The sequence below is a fragment of the Coprococcus sp. AF102-57 genome, assembly GCF_027686195.1.
Lineage (GTDB): Bacteria > Bacillota > Clostridia > Lachnospirales > Lachnospiraceae > Allocoprococcus > Allocoprococcus comes.
Genome location: NZ_JAQCSY010000004.1, coordinates 152,381 through 171,399, shown reverse-complemented (window position 1 = coordinate 171,399; position 19,019 = coordinate 152,381). Strand labels below are relative to the sequence as shown.

13 protein-coding genes and 1 pseudogene are annotated in these 19,019 nt (G+C 40.6%); 13 read left to right on the top strand and 1 reads right to left on the bottom strand.

Annotation, left to right across the window (positions count from 1 at the left end):
• Window positions 1–123: 123 nt before the first annotated feature.
• Window positions 124–351 (bottom strand): annotated as a pseudogene (locus PGZ10_RS16760) (ATP-binding protein); the annotation flags it as partial.
• A gap of 671 nt (window positions 352–1,022) precedes the next feature.
• Between PGZ10_RS16760 and ltrA the strand changes: the two are divergent.
• The 13 genes from ltrA to PGZ10_RS04290 all read left to right on the top strand — a co-directional run bounded on the left by ltrA (window position 1,023) and on the right by PGZ10_RS04290 (window position 18,876).
• Window positions 1,023–2,312 (top strand): group II intron reverse transcriptase/maturase, encoded by a 1,290-nt coding sequence (gene ltrA, locus PGZ10_RS04350; RefSeq protein WP_117824797.1) that lies wholly within the window; start codon window positions 1,023–1,025, stop codon window positions 2,310–2,312.
• Between the two features lie 257 nt (window positions 2,313–2,569).
• Window positions 2,570–3,466 carry a glucose-1-phosphate thymidylyltransferase RfbA gene (rfbA, locus tag PGZ10_RS04345; RefSeq protein ID WP_055156554.1) on the top strand — a complete coding sequence of 299 codons (897 nt, stop codon included), beginning with the start codon at window positions 2,570–2,572 and terminating at the stop codon, window positions 3,464–3,466.
• Between the two features lie 19 nt (window positions 3,467–3,485).
• The gene (gene rfbB, locus PGZ10_RS04340) at window positions 3,486–4,505 is read left to right on the top strand and encodes a dTDP-glucose 4,6-dehydratase (RefSeq protein ID WP_117835319.1); all 1,020 of its coding nucleotides are present in this window, start codon (window positions 3,486–3,488) and stop codon (window positions 4,503–4,505) included.
• A 22-nt stretch (window positions 4,506–4,527) separates the two neighbouring features.
• A complete protein-coding gene (gene rfbD, locus PGZ10_RS04335) occupies window positions 4,528–5,469 on the top strand; it encodes a dTDP-4-dehydrorhamnose reductase (RefSeq protein ID WP_117835310.1) in 942 nt (313 codons plus the stop codon).
• 15 nt (window positions 5,470–5,484) lie between these two features.
• A complete protein-coding gene (rfbC, locus tag PGZ10_RS04330; protein WP_055156550.1) occupies window positions 5,485–6,096 on the top strand; it encodes a dTDP-4-dehydrorhamnose 3,5-epimerase in 612 nt (203 codons plus the stop codon).
• 154 nt (window positions 6,097–6,250) lie between these two features.
• Window positions 6,251–7,162 (top strand): nucleotidyltransferase family protein, encoded by a 912-nt coding sequence (locus PGZ10_RS04325; protein ID WP_117835308.1) that lies wholly within the window; start codon window positions 6,251–6,253, stop codon window positions 7,160–7,162.
• Window positions 7,163–7,180: 18 nt separating this feature from the next.
• Window positions 7,181–8,125 carry a glycosyltransferase family 2 protein gene (locus PGZ10_RS04320; protein WP_055246627.1) on the top strand — a complete coding sequence of 315 codons (945 nt, stop codon included), beginning with the start codon at window positions 7,181–7,183 and terminating at the stop codon, window positions 8,123–8,125.
• Between the two features lie 7 nt (window positions 8,126–8,132).
• Entirely contained in the window at window positions 8,133–8,549 is a 417-nt protein-coding gene (locus PGZ10_RS04315; protein WP_117556366.1) for a GtrA family protein, read from the top strand.
• 5 nt (window positions 8,550–8,554) lie between these two features.
• Window positions 8,555–9,349 carry a glycosyltransferase gene (locus tag PGZ10_RS04310; RefSeq protein WP_055156542.1) on the top strand — a complete coding sequence of 265 codons (795 nt, stop codon included), beginning with the start codon at window positions 8,555–8,557 and terminating at the stop codon, window positions 9,347–9,349.
• A 32-nt stretch (window positions 9,350–9,381) separates the two neighbouring features.
• Window positions 9,382–11,643 (top strand): GH25 family lysozyme, encoded by a 2,262-nt coding sequence (locus PGZ10_RS04305; protein WP_117835307.1) that lies wholly within the window; start codon window positions 9,382–9,384, stop codon window positions 11,641–11,643.
• Window positions 11,644–11,802: 159 nt separating this feature from the next.
• Window positions 11,803–15,138 carry a glucosaminidase domain-containing protein gene (locus PGZ10_RS04300; protein ID WP_117835305.1) on the top strand — a complete coding sequence of 1,112 codons (3,336 nt, stop codon included), beginning with the start codon at window positions 11,803–11,805 and terminating at the stop codon, window positions 15,136–15,138.
• A 138-nt stretch (window positions 15,139–15,276) separates the two neighbouring features.
• Complete coding sequence (locus PGZ10_RS04295; RefSeq protein WP_147339263.1) at window positions 15,277–16,854, top strand: glycosyltransferase family 39 protein; 1,578 nt, start codon at window positions 15,277–15,279, stop codon at window positions 16,852–16,854.
• 66 nt (window positions 16,855–16,920) lie between these two features.
• Window positions 16,921–18,876 (top strand): polysaccharide biosynthesis protein, encoded by a 1,956-nt coding sequence (locus tag PGZ10_RS04290; protein WP_117835302.1) that lies wholly within the window; start codon window positions 16,921–16,923, stop codon window positions 18,874–18,876.
• Window positions 18,877–19,019: the final 143 nt, after the last annotated feature.

The following is a 19,019-nucleotide window of genomic DNA, read 5'->3' as shown; positions in this document are numbered from 1 at the left end:
CCGCAAGCTTTAAATCTTAAAGGGTGTACGTCGAGTGGGTAAGACTAGGATTGTGAAAGAGTTCGGCAGACGCTATTATGAAAATACAGCTTACTTTAATCAATCCGAACTGTCGGAGCTGTTACCTTCCTGATCTCGTTCCGCAATCGGTATTACACCTACGTCCACGCTGTAGCCATGCATACGAAGTTCGTTATAAATTATATTCTCCATAGAGTGAGTCTGTTCAAACTGACGGAAATTGATTCTGGCATTGCGAAGCCCAAGATCGGAAAAGTAATATTTCTTTGGTGTTTCAATATATGCTTTTCCTTTAATGTCATATCTTTGCGCTGATTCAATTAGGAAAGAATGTTAAGAAGATCTTCCAGTCACAAATACATCCATATTATCTTTACGAAGGTAGTCATTCAGAACAGCTTCAAAATAAAAATCTTTGTGAATCTCCATCTTAAAACCTCCTTGCGAAAGATTTTTGCAACATGTTGCATTTTCTATTCTGTGTGTCCAGCGAAGCTGGATCACACTTGCCGGTGTAAGTCCGGTCACGGTAATCGCCAGTGAGCCGTGTAGCTAAACTCGGTGCGCTGTAGTAATACAGGGTGCTAAGCGAGTGGATAAAGTAATCTTGATAAAAGGTGCAAGCAATCATACAGACCGTAACATTAAGTGAATTCTGCCGTATCGTTAAAAAGGTCTCTGAAAAGAGAAGAAAGGGGAGTTGAGCCTTGGGAATATGGGCGAAAACCATGGAATGTGCGAAGAAACTGGAAAGCAGCACAAAAGAACCCCTCGGTATATAGGAAACGGTATGTATGAAAAGTGTGGTTCGGAACTGGAGAGACCCTACCCATCACCGAAAGGTAAAAAGAAAGCGTATAAGCTTGGCGAAATCGTATTTCTGACGGGAGGGAGTCGGAGAGGAACATAGTACCGATAATGACAGTGCAAGAAAACGCAGTCTATGGGAAGGTTCCTTGCTTCATTCATGTTTGTAGAGAGGGTAAGAGTGAGAGAATGTCATGCAGACTAATAACTCCAAAGAAAAAGTTCGACAACTTCAAAACAAACTATATCTGACAGCCAAGAAGTGTGACAGCCGAAGATTTCATGCACTTTACGATAAGGTATATCGGGATGATGTACTTTTTGAGGCATGGAAAAGGGTAAAAGCTAACAAAGGTTCCAGTGGTGTGGATGGTATCAAAATCGAGGATGTTGAAGCGATGGGAATTGAAAAATACCTGTCAGAAATCAAATCAGAACTGATGAATGGAAAGTATAAACCATCTCCAGTAAAGCGGGTTATGATACCAAAACCAGACGGAAGTGAAAGACCTCTTGGAATACCAACGGTCAAGGACAGAATCGTGCAAATGGCTACAAAGATAGCAATAGAGCCAGTATTCGAAGCTGACTTTAGAGAATGTTCCTATGGATTCCGACCGAAAAGAAGTGCAAAACAAGCACTGGAAGTAGTAAGGAAAGCGTGTAACAACAAGGGCTATTATGTAGTAGACGCAGATATTGAAAAGTTCTTTGACAATGTAAACCAAGAAAAGCTGATGAAACTGGTAGAGCAGAGAATATCAGACCGTAGGATATTGAAGCTGATAAAACAATGGTTAGTATCAGGAGTATTATACGGAAATGTACTGGCAATCTCTGAATTGGGAACAAGCCAAGGTTCAGTCATATCTCCGTTACTGGCAAACATTTATCTAAACACACTGGACAGATTGTGGGAAAAGCATGGACTTACTCACGGAATTCTTGTAAGGTACGCAGATGATACGGTAATCATTTGCAAGAATAAGAAAAGCGCAAATCACGCACTGAGCTTATTGCAGTATATCATGGCAAAACTGGATTTAAAGTTACATCCAGTGAAAACAAAAATCGTCAGCATGTGGGACGGAAAAGAGGGGTTTGACTTTCTCGGAATGCACCACAGAAGAATGACAACGGAAACACGCAAAGGACAACTGTACAAGGAAACGTACCAGTACCCCAGCAGAAAAGCTATGAAGAAAATGAAAGCCGAAATCAAGAGGAATGTAAACAGTCGAAGCCTGCTAGTTGCAAAGGAAGAAGATTTAATAAAGAATCTGAATCCGAAAATCATAGGATGGAAGAATTATTATTCTACCAAAACAAATGAGAAATGGATGCAGGCATTGGACTGGTACATTATTTGTACTTTCACAAGATGGTACAACAAGAAACACCAAAGCCGAAATCATATGTCGAAAGTGGGATTTGTTAGGAATAGCATTTACGAAAAAGGATTAAAGAAAATGGCTAGAGCATGACGTAATGCTGTAGAAAGAAGAATGTCGGAAAGCCGTGTGAGGGAGAACCTCATGCACGGTTTGATGAGGGGAAAGAGGGCGGATGCCCTCTAACCTACTCTACACAATTATATTATATGTATTAATCTAGATCCTTAAATATATCATAAAAAAAGACTTGAAGGTAACGTAACGTCATCTTTTATAATAGTAATTGTAAATAATAGAACTAAATTGCTGCATACAGACAAGATCGTGTACAGAGAGGAGAATTTTAGATGAAAGGAATCATTCTTGCTGGTGGATCAGGAACAAGACTTTATCCATTAACCATGGTAACATCGAAACAGCTACTTCCGATTTATGACAAACCAATGATTTATTATCCAATGTCAGTGCTTATGAATGCGGGGATTAGAGATATTCTGATTATTTCGACACCTGCAGATACACCGAGATTTCAGGATCTGTTAGGAGATGGACACCAGTTTGGCGTAAATCTTCAGTATGCTGTACAGCCAAGTCCGGATGGACTGGCACAGGCATTTATCATAGGAGCAGACTTTATTGGTGATGAGCCGGTGGCAATGGTTTTAGGAGATAATATTTTTGCCGGACATGGCTTGAAGAAGAGATTAAAAGCCGCAGTAGAAAATGCAGAAACAGGGAAAGGGGCAACCGTTTTCGGATATTATGTAGATGATCCGGAACGTTTTGGAATTGTAGAGTTTGATAAGAATGGAAAAGCTGTCTCTATTGAAGAGAAGCCGGAACATCCAAAGAGTAATTATTGTGTAACAGGTCTTTATTTTTACGATAACCGTGTTGTTGAATACGCAAAGAACTTAAAACCAAGTGCAAGAGGAGAACTGGAAATCACGGATCTGAACCGCATTTATCTGGAAGATAACAGCTTGAATGTGGAACTTCTTGGACAGGGATTTACCTGGCTTGACACAGGAACCCATGAATCACTGGTAGATGCAACGAATTTTGTAAAGACAGTAGAGCAGCATCAGCATAGAAAAATCGCGTGTCTCGAGGAAATCGCATATCTGAACGGATGGATTTCAAAGGAAGAAGTTCTTGAGGTTTATGAAGTTTTAAAGAAAAATCAGTATGGACAGTACCTGAAAGATGTATTAGATGGAAAATATCAGGAACATTTGTATTAAGAAAGGTGAGGAAATAAGAATGACGATAATTGTAACCGGAGGAGCCGGATTTATAGGAAGTAACTTTGTATTTCATATGCTGGAAAAATATTCTGACTATAGAATTGTGTGTGTAGATAAGCTGACATATGCAGGAAACTTATCTACTTTGGCACCGGTCATGGATAATCCGAACTTCCGTTTCTGTAAGATTGATATCTGCGACAGAGAGGCAATTTATCAATTGTTTGAAGAAGAACATCCGGACATGGTTGTAAACTTCGCAGCAGAATCCCATGTAGACCGTTCCATCGAGAATCCGGAAGTATTCCTGGATACCAATATCAAGGGAACTGCTGTTATGATGGACGCCTGCCGTAAATATGGAATCCAGAGATATCATCAGGTAAGTACAGATGAAGTATATGGTGATCTTCCGCTGGACAGACCGGACCTTTTCTTTACAGAAGAAACACCGATCCACACAAGCTCTCCGTACAGCAGTTCCAAGGCAGGAGCAGACCTTCTGGTTCTTGCTTATCACAGAACCTATGGACTTCCTGTAACCATTAGCCGTTGCTCCAACAACTATGGCCCATATCATTTCCCGGAAAAACTGATTCCGCTGATGATCGCCAATGCATTAGCTGATAAGCCGCTTCCGGTTTATGGAGAAGGCTTAAATGTACGTGACTGGTTATATGTTGAGGATCATTGCCGTGCCATAGACCTTATCATTCATAAAGGACGTGTCGGAGAAGTGTACAATGTCGGCGGACATAATGAAATGAAGAATATCGACATCGTAAAGATCATCTGCAAAGAACTTGGAAAACCGGAAAGTCTGATCACACATGTAACCGACCGTAAAGGACATGATATGCGTTACGCCATCGATCCAACTAAGATCCACAATGAACTTGGATGGCTTCCGGAAACCAAATTTGAAGATGGAATTAAAAAGACCATTCAGTGGTACTTAGATAACAAGGAATGGTGGGAGACAATCATTTCCGGCGAATATCAGAATTACTATGAAAAAATGTATGGCAACAGATAAGAATAGTAGGAGCGATAGTCGAATGAAAGTATTTGTAACAGGTGTGGCAGGTCAGCTTGGCCATGATGTCATGAATGAATTGAAAAAAAGAGGCTATGAGGGCATCGGTTCCGATCTTGCACCGAAATATGCAGGAGTGCAGGACGGAAGTGCTGTTACCACAATGCCATATGTTCCTTTAGATATTACAGATAAAGAAGCAGTAGAAAAAGTTCTCACAGAATGCAGACCGGATGTTGTGATCCACTGTGCTGCATGGACTGCGGTAGATCTTGCAGAAGATGAGGATAAGATGGCAAAGGTTCGTGCTATCAATGCCGGAGGGACAGAAAATATTGCAAAGGTTTGCAAAAAGCTTGACTGCAAGATGGTTTACATTTCCACAGACTATGTATTTGACGGACAGGGAACAGAACCATGGCAGCCGGATTGCACTGCTTATAAGCCCCTGAATGTTTACGGACAGACAAAGCTGGAAGGTGAGCAGGCGGTCAGCAGCAATCTTGAACGCTACTTTATCGTTCGTATTGCATGGGTATTTGGAGTAAATGGAAAGAATTTCATTAAGACGATGCTGAATGTAGCAAAAACACATGATACGTTGAAAGTTGTAAATGACCAGATCGGTACCCCGACATATACCTATGATCTGGCACGTTTGCTGGTGGATATGATCGAAACCGACAAATATGGTTATTATCATGCGACAAACGAAGGCAGCTATATCAGCTGGTATGATTTTACTAAGGAAATATTCCGACAGGCCGTAGAGATGGGAAGGACAGAATATGCCGAGGATGTTGTGAAAGTGCTTCCGGTTACAACGGAAGAATACGGAGTTTCCAAGGCAAAACGACCGTTCAACAGCAGATTAGATAAGAAGAAGCTGGTGGAAAATGGTTTTGTACCTCTCCCGACATGGCAGGATGCTTTGAAGAGATATTTGAAAGAAATTGAGTTCTAGGTAAGGAGCGGAAAAATGGGACAGATTAAAGTAGAAAAAAATGCAGGTGGAATCGAAGGACTTTGCGTGATCGAACCAACCGTACACGGTGATGCGCGCGGATATTTTATGGAGACCTACAATCAGAAAGATATGGAAGAAGCAGGACTTACAATGACCTTTGTACAGGATAATCAGTCTTCTTCTACCAAAGGAGTACTCAGAGGTCTGCATTTTCAGAAACAGTTTCCTCAGGGAAAACTGGTCCGTGTTGTAAAAGGAAGCGTTTTTGATGTCGCTGTGGACTTGAGAAGCGGATCCGAAACCTATGGGAAATGGTTTGGAGTAGAACTGACAGAAGAAAATAAAAAACAGTTCTATATTCCGGAAGGATTCGCTCACGGATTCCTGGTGTTATCTGACCTGGCAGAATTCTGCTACAAGTGTACAGATTTTTATCATCCGGGAGATGAAGGCGGACTTGCATGGAATGATCCGGAAATCGGCATCGAATGGCCGGAGCTGACGGGAGAATATCATGGTACAGCAAGCGGCGAAGGTTATGCATTGACAGATGGAACCAAACTGAATTTAAGTGAAAAAGATGTATTATGGAAAGGTTTGAAAGATACCTTCCGATTTGAATAACAGGAATACTTATCCTCGGCACGAGTTGTGCCGGGGATTTTCATTTTATAAGAAAAATCTTAAAAAAAAGGAAAAATGTTTTAATTGAACCTTGTATGTGTTATAATCAGAGGTAAATGTTAAAATTTTGCTATATACAAATGGAGGAATTATTATGAATAAAGCTACATTAGTTGTTATGGCAGCTGGGATTGGAAGCAGATTTGGCGGTGGCATTAAGCAGTTAGAGCCGGTAGGACCAAAGGGCGAGATCATTATGGACTATTCCATTTATGATGCAATACAGGCAGGTTTTGATAAAGTTGTTTTCGTTATCAGAAAAGACTTGGAGGAAGATTTCCGTAGAATTATCGGAGACCGTATCGAGAAAAAAATCAAAGTCGAGTATGCTTTCCAGGAGGTGGATGATATACCGGCAGAATATAAAGAAAAGTTTGCCGGAAGAACGAAACCTTGGGGAACCGGTCAGGCCATTTTATGCTGTAAGGATGTAGTAAAAGAACCATTCCTTGTAATAAATGCGGATGATTATTATGGAAAAGAAGCTTATGCAGAAGCTTTTCGTGAACTGACGAAGGAAGAAGAAAAGTCAGACAAGATGCAGATCAGCATGGTAGGCTTTGTTCTTAAGAATACATTGAGTGAGAATGGCGGTGTGACACGAGGAGTCTGCAAGGTGGATGAGAACCAGATGCTGACCAAGATCGTGGAAACCTCCAATATCGTGAAAACAGAAACAGGTGCCGCAGTTTTAGCTGATGGAAAGGAAGAAATCATTAATGCGGATACTCCGGTTTCTATGAATATGTGGGGACTTACACCAGAATTTTTTGGTATTTTAGAGAGTGGTTTTGCTAAATTCCTTGACAAACAAGAAGCAGGCAATCTGAAAGGAGAATATTTGCTTCCGACCATTATCGGAGATCTTCTGGAAAAAGATCAGGTTTCGGTAAAAGTGTTAAAATCCCATGACAAGTGGTTTGGGGTTACCTATAAAGAAGACAAAGACCTTGTCGTAAGAGAAGTAAAAGCTCTGATAGAAAAAGGGCTATATCCAGAGAATTAAGGAAGAGGAAAAGAATAAATGGGTGATGTATTATATATAGTAGTTCCTTGCTACAACGAAGAAGCGGTTCTTCCGGAAACGCAAAAAGAACTGGGCAATAAGCTGGAAACAATGATTACAGCTGGTGCTGTTTCCGAAAAGAGCAGAATTATTTTTGTAGACGACGGATCAAAAGACAAAACATGGGAACTCATCGAAAAATATCACAGTGAGAATCCGAGAATTGGCGGTGTCAAGCTGGCACACAACAGAGGTCATCAGTTCGCAGTTCTGGCCGGTCTTATGACAGTAAAAGATCTGTGTGATATGGCGATTACCATGGATGCGGATCTACAGGATGACATCGATGTAGTAGACAAATTTGTTGAAAAATACAAAGAAGGCTGTGAAGTTGTATATGGAGTCAGAAATTCCCGTGCAACGGATACGTTCTTCAAAAAAACGACTGCAGAAGGATTTTACAAGATCATGCAGGCGATGGGAGTAGACATCGTATTTAACCATGCAGACTATCGACTGATGAGTAAAACCGTATTAGATGCCTTATCTGAATATAAAGAAGTAAATCTGTTTCTGCGTGGAATCGTTCCGCTGATCGGATACAAAAGCGATACCGTAGAATATGCAAGAAAAGAACGTTTTGCTGGAGAATCCAAATATCCGCTGAAAAAAATGCTTGCCTTTGCTATTGATGGAATTACTTCATTCAGTATTAAACCAATCCGTCTGATCACAACTCTCGGTGTAGGGGCCTTATGCGCCAGTGCGCTGATGATCATCTGGTTTATTATCGGAGCAGTCAGAGGAAACACAGTTTCGGGCTGGGCAACCATCGTTATTTCCATCTGGCTTTTTGGAGGACTCATCTTATTAGGTCTGGGCGTTGTCGGAGAGTATATTGGAAAGATTTATATGGAAGCAAAAGGAAGACCACGCTTCAGAGTAGAAAAATTCTTAGGGTAGAAGTAGAATGCAGAAATTAAAAGAATTATGGGATAAAATCGGAGTTCAGTTTATTAAATTTGGCATGGTAGGAGTAAGTAATACGGTTGTTTCACTGGCAACTTATTATTTGTTTACATTTTTTGGTGTGCATTATCTCATCGCGAATGCACTTGGATTTGTGACAGGAACGCTGAATGCATATTATTGGAACAGCAAATTCGTATTTAAAGAAGAAGCAAAAGAGAGTGGCAATAAAAAAGAATCCCTGGTAAAAACCTATATTTCTTATGGATTCAGCTTCATCCTCAGTACTCTTTTACTTTATTTACAGGTTAACATCCTGGGAATATCACAGGCTGTGGCACCGATTATCAATATTATGATCACAACGCCGATTAATTTTTTGATGAATAAATTTTGGACATTTGCTAAGAAGGGATAAATGGAATGGAATATCAAAATACAGATCACACATTTGCAGTGTGCGCATACAAGGAATCGCCGTACCTGGAAAGCTGCATCAAATCGCTTGTAAACCAGAAGGTAAAAAGTAATATTATCGTTTGTACGTCGACACCTTGTGAGTTTATCGAGAATATGGCAAAAAAATATGACCTTCCCTATTATGTAAGGGAAGGAAAGAGCGATATTTGTGATGACTGGAATTTTTCTGTTGCATGTACAAAAACGAATTATGTGACAGTTGCGCATCAGGATGATGTGTATAATGAACATTATGTGGAAGAACTTTTGAAACATATTCCGGATGAAAAGATGTCGATCTTTATCGCAGATTATCTGCCACTGAAAGGCGGAAAAGTCGGAAAGCGAGATATAAACAGTAAGCTCCGGAAGTTTTTGAGACAGCCTATGAGATGTAAAAAACTTGCTGCCTCAAAGTGGTGGAGAAGAAGGATTCTATCTCTGGGGAACAGCATCTGCTGTCCGGGAGTTACCTATAATAAAAGTGTGGTAGGACTTCCAATCTTTACTTCCAAGATGAAGTTCTGTATTGACTGGGATACTTTTTTGAAATGTGCAGAGATTAAAAATTCACATTTTGCTTATTGTGATACACCTATCATTTATTATCGAATTCATGACGGGGCAACAAGCAAGGAATTTATCGTCGATCACAGAAGAATCAAAGAAGATACCGATATGTTTAATAAATTCTGGCCTTCTTTTTTAACAAAGATCATTATGGTTTTTTACAAAAAGGCTTATGATACTTACAATTAGGAACAGACAGTTTAGAATGGCGGAGTAAGTAAATGAAAATAAATAGAATATTTGCAGTGCTGATGGCAGTAATTTTTATAGGAAGTCAGCCAATGGCAGTTCTGGCAGAAGATGTGCCAAATGAAACAGAAAATGTATCAAACGAAACAGCAGAGAGTGAAGAACTGAGGGATCAGAGCGGATTTGTGGAGAACAGTTTCCGTTATTCCAACGGACAGCCGATCCAAAAGAGGTCAGCCGGTGCGTATGCCATCAGTGATACATCGAATGCCTATAAAAAAATCAATGGCGTTTGCTATAATTCACAGGGAGAACCGGTTGAGAGGGCAATCGGAAAGGTCATCGACGTAAGTGAACACAACCAGGATATTGACTGGGAAAAAGTAAAGAACTCAGATGTCGATTTTGCAATTCTCCGTGTTGGATATGGAAATGATGTTTCTTATCAAGATGATAAAAAATGGCAGTATAATGTATCTGAGTGTACAAGATTAGGAATTCCTTTCGGAGTTTATATCTATTCTTACGCTGAGAATACAACGGAAGCTGAAAGTGAAGCGGATCACGTACTGCGACTGATCAAGGGATACAATCTGGCATATCCGGTGTATTATGATCTGGAGGATAACAGCCAGGTCAGCCTTGGAAATGACACGATCCAGAAGTTTGCTGAAACCTTTTGCAATAAGATCAGCAATGCAGGATATCAGGTAGGTGTGTATGCGAATCTGAATTGGTGGAACAATTACCTGACAGGCAGTGTCTATAACAACTGGCATCGCTGGGTGGCACAGTATAATTATCAATGTGATTATAACGGGAATTATGATATGTGGCAGTGCACCAGCAAGGCACAGGTGGATGGAATCAGTACAGATGTGGATGTCAGCTTTTACTATGGTGATCTGTTAAGTGATGCAGATGTGAATACACCGGTTGTAGAAGTAGGTGATACCGACCTTATCAGCTATTGTGCAAATATTCAAAATGATGGCTGGACAGACTGGAAGAAGAACGGGCATGCCCTTGGAACAATTGGAAAGAGCCTGCGTCTGGAGGCACTGAAAATCCAGACAAACAGCGAAAATCTGGGAGTAAGTTATACCGGACTTGTGGCTGGGTATGGATGGACTGATGAAGTTCAAACCGGCGCAATGCTTGGCACAGAAGGTCAGAGCAGAGCTCTGGAGGCTATTAAACTTAATCTGACCGGAGATGATGCAGAGAATTACGATATTTATTACCGGGTACATAGCAGTAATTTTGGCTGGCTTGGCTGGGCGAAAAATGGAGAGAAAGCTGGAACAGAAGAGTATGGCTATGCGATAGAGGCAGTACAGATTGCTGTTTTGCCAAAGGGAAGCGCTGCTCCTGGAGAAACGGCAGATGCGTATCGTTTTAACGAAGAGTGGAATAACCCGTCAGTTAAATATACTGCCCATGTGCAAAATGTCGGTTGGCAGCCGACTTGCTGCAATCAGGAAACAGCAGGAACGATCGGGAAAAACCAGCGTCTGGAAGCTTTGCAAATAAGTTTGTCTGGTCGTGGATTTTCAGGAGACATTCATTATAGTACCCATGTGGAAGATATTGGATGGCAATCAGAAGTTTCAAATGGAGAAACGGCAGGGACAACCGGACAGAATAAGAGGATTGAAGCAATAAAAATCTGGCTGACCGGTGAGATAGAAAAGGAATATGATGTGTATTACCGCGTCCATGTCCAGAACTTTGGCTGGCTTGACTGGGCGAAGAATGGAGAAATTGCAGGAACGGTTAACTATGGTTATCGGATGGAAGCAATAAAGATTGCTCTGGTTCGTAAAGACGGAGAAGGGCTGACACCGGTAGGAACTTCCTCAAAAACCTTTGATACCCAGGCTGTTTACAGTGCCCATGTTCAAAATATTGGCTGGCAGGATGAGGTCTATAATGGAGAGACGATTGGAACCGTTGGTCAGGGACTCCGCATGGAGGCTTTGAAACTGGATTTATATAAGCCATTGTATTTGGGAGATGTTACCTATAGCGCCCATGTTCAGAATATTGGCTGGCAGGACTGGAAAAAAGATGGCGAGATATCCGGTACAGTCGGAGAAAAACTCCAAATGGAAGCGGTTAAGATAAAACTGACCGGTGAGATGGCGGATCATTACGATATTTATTATCGTGCACAGGTTGAAGAACTTGGCTGGCTGGAGTGGGTAAAAGATGGAAAAGAAGCCGGGACTACAGGCAAGGGATACAGACTGGAATCCTTGGAGATTAAACTTGTGCCGAAGACAGAAGGATAAAAAGAAGCATAAGGAATAGAAGAGACGCTGAAGTGATTTGCCATGAACTTCAGCGTTTTTCTGCCTTGAAAGTTATAAAAATGTTGCTACTCTAAGAATGTGGGTGCTATACTAAGACTGAAACAGTGGGGGATCTGATGAATAAGTAAGGAGAATACTATGGGAAAGAAATCAAAGCAAATGGCTGCACTTTTTATGGCAGGTGCTGTGATAACAGGAATGACAGAAATGCCGCTTCGTGTATATGCCGAAGAAGAACCTCAGAAGGTCGAAGAAAAGCTGATAGAAACAGACGAATATGGAAACGTGTATGAAATAGAACCGGAAATAGGATTAGTTGAAGAAGACAAAAGTATTCGAATGGCAAGAGATTCTTCTGCCCAAATCGTTAACTTTAACACAAAAGGTGCTGTGGTTACAGAATACACAGAAGCAGAAACCGGCGCCCAGGGATATACCTGCGGTGCGTACGGTGCGGACGCTGCTTATCTTGGAACCAGCGATGGAAAAGTGCGGTTTATGCTTTCAGGCGTGATCGGAGAAATCGATCCGGATGAAGTACAGGTCGTAGATATTTCCCAGGCTGAATCCCTTAGTTGTTATCAGGTCTCATCCGGAAGACTCTATCATAATATCGTTGGAAACGTAACGAATAATGATTATAATGCCCGTCTGGACAATGGACCGGCACCGGAGTATCTTGCAGAGGGCACCGATTATTATAGTTATGACGGACATTATTTTTACACCTACGATAATTTTGAAAATATGCTGGAAGATTATCAAAACGGTGACCGTTCACATTCTGTGAATCCGTCTGCTCCATATTATAATTATTTTCAGTATCTGCCGCTTCGCAGTCAGAGCAATTATAGTGCAGATGAATTGAATTCTATCATCAATGCAAAGACTGATTCAGACTCTAAAATGTGGGATACCGGTGCACAGTTTGCGAAAAATCAGGATACATACGGTGTAAATGCCCTGATGATGGCAGGAACAGCAGCCCTTGAGAGCGGATGGGGAAAGAGTAGTATTGCAAAGGAAAAGAATAATCTTTTCGGTTTAAATGCTGTAGATACCTCTCCTGGAGAGAGTGCCAATAGCTACAAGGATGTCTCTACCTGTCTCAAGGATTTTGCGGAAACTTATATGTCGAAGCAATATTTAAGACCGGGATGTGGAACCTATAAAGGAGCCTATCTGGGTAATAAAGGAAGTGGAATTAACGTCCACTATGCATCCGATCCGTTTTGGGGTGAGAAGATCGCCAATTTGATGTGGAGCCTCGACAGGACAAATGGATCAAAGGATTATGGAAAATATTCCATTGGAATAAAGGATTTGATAAACAGTGAACATACCACGCTGAATGTCAGAAAAGAAAGCAATACTTCTTCTGATGTGCTGTATAAGACAGCTGCTCAGTCACAGTATGCATTTTTACTTTTGGATAATGGTGAAGCAGCGAATGGATTTTACCGGGTTCAGAGCGATGGTGTCCTTACAGAGGGAAGAAACGGAGTAGACAGCAGTACCGGTAACTATAATTTTCATGATATGTATGGATATGCCAGTACAGATTACATTTCACTTATTCAGAAAGGAAATGGATCTTCTTCAAATGTGAAGCCGCCTGAAAATAACAAGCCGGATACAGGGGAAGAGGTAGAGCCGGTAGCAGTACCGGATGAAGTGAAGGATGCCTTATCTGTTTCGGCACACGTAACAAATCTTGGATGGTTAGATGAAACCGGAAATGGTGAAAAGGCAGGTACTGTAGGCCTTGGATACGCAATGCAGGCCATGAAAATGCAGATATCAGGAATTGATGGTCTGGGTATCGAATATCGTGCCCATGTGGCGGATGATGGCTGGCAGGATTATGTTGCAGACGGTGAACAGGCAGGAACAACCGGGCAGAGCAAAGCAATACAGGCAGTTCAGATTCGTCTGACAGGCGAAAAGAAAGACGAATACCAGATCTTATATCGTGCCCATGTGGCAAATGATGGATGGCAGAATTATGTCACAACAGATGAGATTGCAGGAACAACCGGAGAATCGAAGGATTTACAGGCAATCCAGATCGTATTGCTGAAAAAAGAAAAGGATGTAGATGTTGAGAATAAAGACCTCCTTTCTTACAGTACTTCTGTGCAGGATCTTGGCTGGACCGGTCAGGTGAAAAATGGAGAACAAAGTGGTACAGTAGGTTTGTCGAAAGCAATCCAAAGTATAAAGATTAATGCCAATCTTGCAGACCTTAATGTGGAATATTCAACTTATGTGCCAAATGCAGGCTGGCAGGAATGTTCTGCAGATGGAAAGGAATCGACAGCAAATGACGATCCAAAAAGAATCGAAGCTATTAAAATCAGATTAAAAGGAACGCAGGCAGAGAATTACGATATTTACTATCGTGTTTATACAAGCAATTATGGCTGGCTTGGCTGGGCAAAGAATGATGAGGAGTCAGGAACTAAAGGTTATGACTGCCAGGCAGAAGCCATCCAGATCGTTGCAGGCAAAAAAGGAATGGATGCTCCCGGAAGTACAGAAAATGCATTTGTGGAGAAGGATCCGACCGTTTCTTATACTGCATATGTCAATGGTGAAGGATGGATGAGTCCGGTTGAAAATGGAGAAACCAGCGGTACAACAGGAAAGTCCTTGGCTTTAGGTGGAATCAAAGTTAATTTGCGTGATAAAGGCTACGCAGGAACCATTCTATATATGTCACATATACAGGATATTGGCTGGGACAGCTGGAAAGAAGAAGGTGAAGTAAGCGGCACCGCAAATGGCCAGAAGAGGCTAGAAGCTGTAAAAATCAGACTGACAGAAGAAATGGAAGAAAGATATGATATCTATTACCGTGTCCATGCGCAGAATTTCGGCTGGATGGGATGGACCAAGAATGGAGAGTCTGCCGGAACCGAAGGCTATGGTTACCGTGTAGAAGCCATTCAGATTGAAATTGTAAAAAAAGGTGCACAGGCTCCGGGAACAACGGAACAGTGCTTCAGCAAAAAATGGACCTCCATCGTCTATTCTGCTCATGTACAGGATATTGGCTGGCAGAATAATGTAAAAGACGGGGCTCTTGCCGGAACTACCGGGGAAAGTAAACGAGTAGAAGCAATCAAAATATCCCTGTCAGGTCAAAAAGCAGAGGGAAGTGTGGAATATAGTGCCCATGTACAGGATATCGGCTGGCAGAAGTCTGTAAAAGACGGAGCCCTTGCCGGAACCACTGGAAAAGGAAAACGAGTAGAAGCGATCAAGATTAATCTTACCGGAACGCTTTCTGAATCATGTGATGTGTATTACCGTGTCCACGCACAGGATTATGGCTGGCTCGGATGGACAAAAAATGGTAATCCTGCAGGTACAGAAGGACTTTCAAAAAGAATAGAAGCAATTGAGATCAAAGTTGTTACAAAGGGAGATACTGCTCCGGAAATGGGCAAAGAAGCATTTGTCAAAAAATAAAAATACAGGAATCAATGGAAAGGTAGGAATATGATAAAGTTTTTGAGAGATAAGAGCAGTCATATTATATTCATATGTGTTCTGCTTATACAGATCATTTTTATGATTTTTTATTGTGATATGAAAAAAGGATATTTTGTGGATGAGTTATGGTCCTATGGACTTTCTAACAGTTATTACCACGCACAGATCTGGGAAGATGGAGCATTAGATAATCCGGAAATCAGTCCGGATATGTTTAAGGAATATATGACAGTCAATGAGGGAGAAGCCTTCAAATTTGGATCTGTTATCTATAATCAGACCCATGATTCCCATCCACCTCTTTTTTATATGGTTTTGCATGCGATCAGTTCATGCTTTCCGGGACAATTCAGTAAATGGTTTGGTCTCATTCCTAACTTGTTGTATTATGCAGTAACAATTATATTTTTGTATAAAATAGGGAAATTAATCAAAAAAGATAACTATTTTGCTTTCTTTCCGGTTTTGTTTTTTGGATTTAGTATTGCAGCGGTAAATATGGTGACATATATTCGAATGTATATGTTATTAACCATGTGGTGTACCATTTTCGCATATGAACATTTGGAAATGATGGCATCAAGAAAAATCAAAATGAAAAATTTGATTAGTATTTTGCTTGCTACTTTTGGCGGTGTATTTACACATTACTATTTTGTGATTTTTGCATTTCCTATGGTGATCTTTCAGATGATCTGGATGATCATGCGAAAAGACTTTAAAATGACCGGAAAATATGTAGTGAGCGGAGGCGTTGGCGGAGTTTGTGCTGTTGCGTTATACCCTGCAATTCTTAAGAATCTGACAGGTACAGGAGTGAGCCATAGCCAGAAAACACTTCAGAATATGCATAATTTTTCAGATTGGACGTCACGAATCAGAAAATTCTGGGTTATAGTCAGTGAAGAGATGTTCGGCGGTGTCTTCATGCTGCTCCTGATTGTCTGCTGCCTTGGAATTCTTGCATATCTTATCACACAGGTTTTGTGGGAAATGAAGCTGCAATATCATGCAGATCACTATGAAATTGCAGTGAATAATAAAGAACACACAAAAACTGTTTATGTAAAAGTAAAAAGAGAAACATATTTGATCTGTGATATAATACTTACTTGTGCTTTTGTATTTGTTATTTCGGCAAAAATCTCGCCATGGCAGGTGAACAGGTATATCATGAATTTGTTTCCTTTTCTGTCTCTGCTGTTTTGCTACCTGCTTTATTTTATCTATAAGTTATGGATAAAAAATAAAGCAAAGATTCAGATTGCAATGGTTATTTCAATGATGCTGATAGGAGGCTTGACGTATTATGTAAATGATCCTTGTTATTTATATCCGGAAGGAGAGAATAATATTGCAATCAGTAAAGAATATACAGATACAACATGCTTGTATGTTTATACAACGTCTTATATAATGATTAACGAAGGGTTAGAATTACAGAATTACCAACGTTTATATCAAATGTATTACAAAGATCTGGATATAAAAGTACCGGACGTTTCAATAGAAAATTCCAAATTAGTTGTATATTTGGATCGAATACTTGATAAAAAATATGATGATCTCGGTGAAAAGGTAACCATGGATCCTGAAAAATGCTTAGAAAAGATACAAAAATTAACCGGACTTAAAAATTCAAAGGAATTGTATCAGGATGAAAAGGCATATGTATATGAGTTATATAACTAAGCGGAGATTGGTTAGAGAACGGTAATATTTTGTGACAGTATTATGTTGTACAAATGGAGGTCGCTTATGAAAAAAACATGGGGATTGCAAAATTCCAGAAGTCGGATGATCGCACTGTTTATTGTAGATATCTTAAGTGTGATCCTGGATTCTTATCTGGCAATTATTTTGCGTTTTAAATTGGATAATATCTGGGTACCGGCAGAGTATATGTACAGTGTCGAGAGCTATATGGTCATCAATGTTATCACAACGGTAGTCATTTTTTTGGTACTTAATCTGTATAACCGGGTATGGTCTTATGCCAGCATAAATGAGATGCTTGCCATTCTTGGTGCAACAATGCTGTCAACGGTCTTTCAGGCTTTCGGTTTCAGTTTGTTGTATCTGCAGGTTCCGAGAAGTTATTATTTCTTCTATTTTATTTTGTTAAGTATCACAACGATCATCACTCGATTTTCTTATCGCATTTTGCATACTATGGAAAATGGATTGAAGAAATCAACCAGGCATAGCCGTAACACCATTGTGATCGGTGCCGGCGAAGCCGGAAATATGATCATCAAAGAATTAAAAAGCAGTAAATACCTGAATCAGAAGGTTGTCTGCGTGATTGATGATAATCCTTCCAAAAAAGGAAAATACATTCATGGAATCCGCATTGTCGGAGGAAGAGATAAGATTCAGGAAGCAGCAAAGAAGTATGATGCAGAAGAAATTATCCTTGCAATTCCTTCGGCAGGAACAAAAAATACCAGAGATATCTTAAGAATCTGTAATCTTACAGATTGTAAACTTAAGATATTACCGGGAATGTATCAGCTGATCAATGACGATGTAGGAGTGTCAAACCTGCGGGAAGTATCCATCGAAGACCTTCTCGGAAGAGATACTATTGAAATTGATATGGAAAGCGTTGGGCAGTATGTGAGAAATAAAAGAGTATTGGTTACGGGAGGCGGCGGCTCCATCGGAAGTGAATTATGCCGTCAGATCGCTTCCCACAATCCAAAGCTTCTTATCATTTTTGATATCTATGAGAACAATGCCTATGACATTCAGCAGGAACTGGTTCGTAAGTATCCAAATCTGAAGCTGGAAGTACTGATAGGTTCTGTTCGAAATACAAGTCGAATTGAAAGCGTCATGGAGCATTATCGACCGGATGTTGTTTTTCATGCGGCAGCCCATAAACACGTGCCACTTATGGAAGACAGCCCGAATGAAGCCATTAAAAACAATGTGTTTGGTACTTATAAGACAGCAAGAGCTGCGGACAAGTACGGGGTAAAGAAATTTGTACTGATCTCTACGGATAAAGCAGTAAACCCTACCAATATCATGGGTGCATCGAAACGTATGTGTGAAATGATCGTACAGACCTTCAGCAAATATTCCAGAACAGAATACGTGATCGTACGATTCGGGAATGTGTTGGGAAGTAATGGAAGCGTTATTCCGCTGTTTAAAAAACAGATGGAGGCAGGAGGTCCTGTGACAGTTACGCATCCGGATATTATCCGTTATTTTATGACGATACCGGAAGCAGTTTCACTGGTACTTCAGGCGGGAGCTTATGCCCATGGCGGAGAAATCTTTGTGCTGGATATGGGAGAGCCTGTGAAGATTGCTGATTTGGCAAAGAATCTGATCCGACTTTCCGGATATACACTTGGTGTGAATATGGAGATCAAGTATACCGGTCTTAGACCGGGGGAAAAGCTGTATGAGGAATTGCTGACAAAAGAAGAGGGACTACAGAAAACAGCGAACAACCTGATTTTTATCGGCAAACCTCTTGAGTTCGATGAAGTACATTTCCTCAGCCAGCTGCAAGAGCTGGAAAAGGCAGCAATGGAAGAAAGTCCGGATATTAAAGAAAAAGTTGCAGATATGATTTCTACTTATCATATCAGACCGGAAGATAAAAAAAGAGACAGTGAGGCTTTTCAGGAACTGGTCAGTTTAGGGAGGATCAGTCATGAAGGACCCATTGTAGATGAAAAACACAGTGGTATATAAAGTGGGCAGATTTGACAAAGATGCGAGCATTTGATATAATCTTTCTATCTAAAGAAAAGTGTAGTATAATATTTTAGTAATCAGAATAAAAGTTGGTGATTCAGATAGAACTAAATATCTGTAAAACCAACTTTTTTTGAGAA

Coding starts and splice junctions, on each gene's coding strand:
- ltrA (WP_117824797.1), top strand. CDS start 1,023: ATGCAGACTAATAACTCCAAAGAAAAAGTTCGACAACTTCAAAACAAA.
- rfbA (WP_055156554.1), top strand. CDS start 2,570: ATGAAAGGAATCATTCTTGCTGGTGGATCAGGAACAAGACTTTATCCA.
- rfbB (WP_117835319.1), top strand. CDS start 3,486: ATGACGATAATTGTAACCGGAGGAGCCGGATTTATAGGAAGTAACTTT.
- rfbD (WP_117835310.1), top strand. CDS start 4,528: ATGAAAGTATTTGTAACAGGTGTGGCAGGTCAGCTTGGCCATGATGTC.
- rfbC (WP_055156550.1), top strand. CDS start 5,485: ATGGGACAGATTAAAGTAGAAAAAAATGCAGGTGGAATCGAAGGACTT.
- PGZ10_RS04325 (WP_117835308.1), top strand. CDS start 6,251: ATGAATAAAGCTACATTAGTTGTTATGGCAGCTGGGATTGGAAGCAGA.
- PGZ10_RS04320 (WP_055246627.1), top strand. CDS start 7,181: ATGGGTGATGTATTATATATAGTAGTTCCTTGCTACAACGAAGAAGCG.
- PGZ10_RS04315 (WP_117556366.1), top strand. CDS start 8,133: ATGCAGAAATTAAAAGAATTATGGGATAAAATCGGAGTTCAGTTTATT.
- PGZ10_RS04310 (WP_055156542.1), top strand. CDS start 8,555: ATGGAATATCAAAATACAGATCACACATTTGCAGTGTGCGCATACAAG.
- PGZ10_RS04305 (WP_117835307.1), top strand. CDS start 9,382: ATGAAAATAAATAGAATATTTGCAGTGCTGATGGCAGTAATTTTTATA.
- PGZ10_RS04300 (WP_117835305.1), top strand. CDS start 11,803: ATGGGAAAGAAATCAAAGCAAATGGCTGCACTTTTTATGGCAGGTGCT.
- PGZ10_RS04290 (WP_117835302.1), top strand. CDS start 16,921: ATGAAAAAAACATGGGGATTGCAAAATTCCAGAAGTCGGATGATCGCA.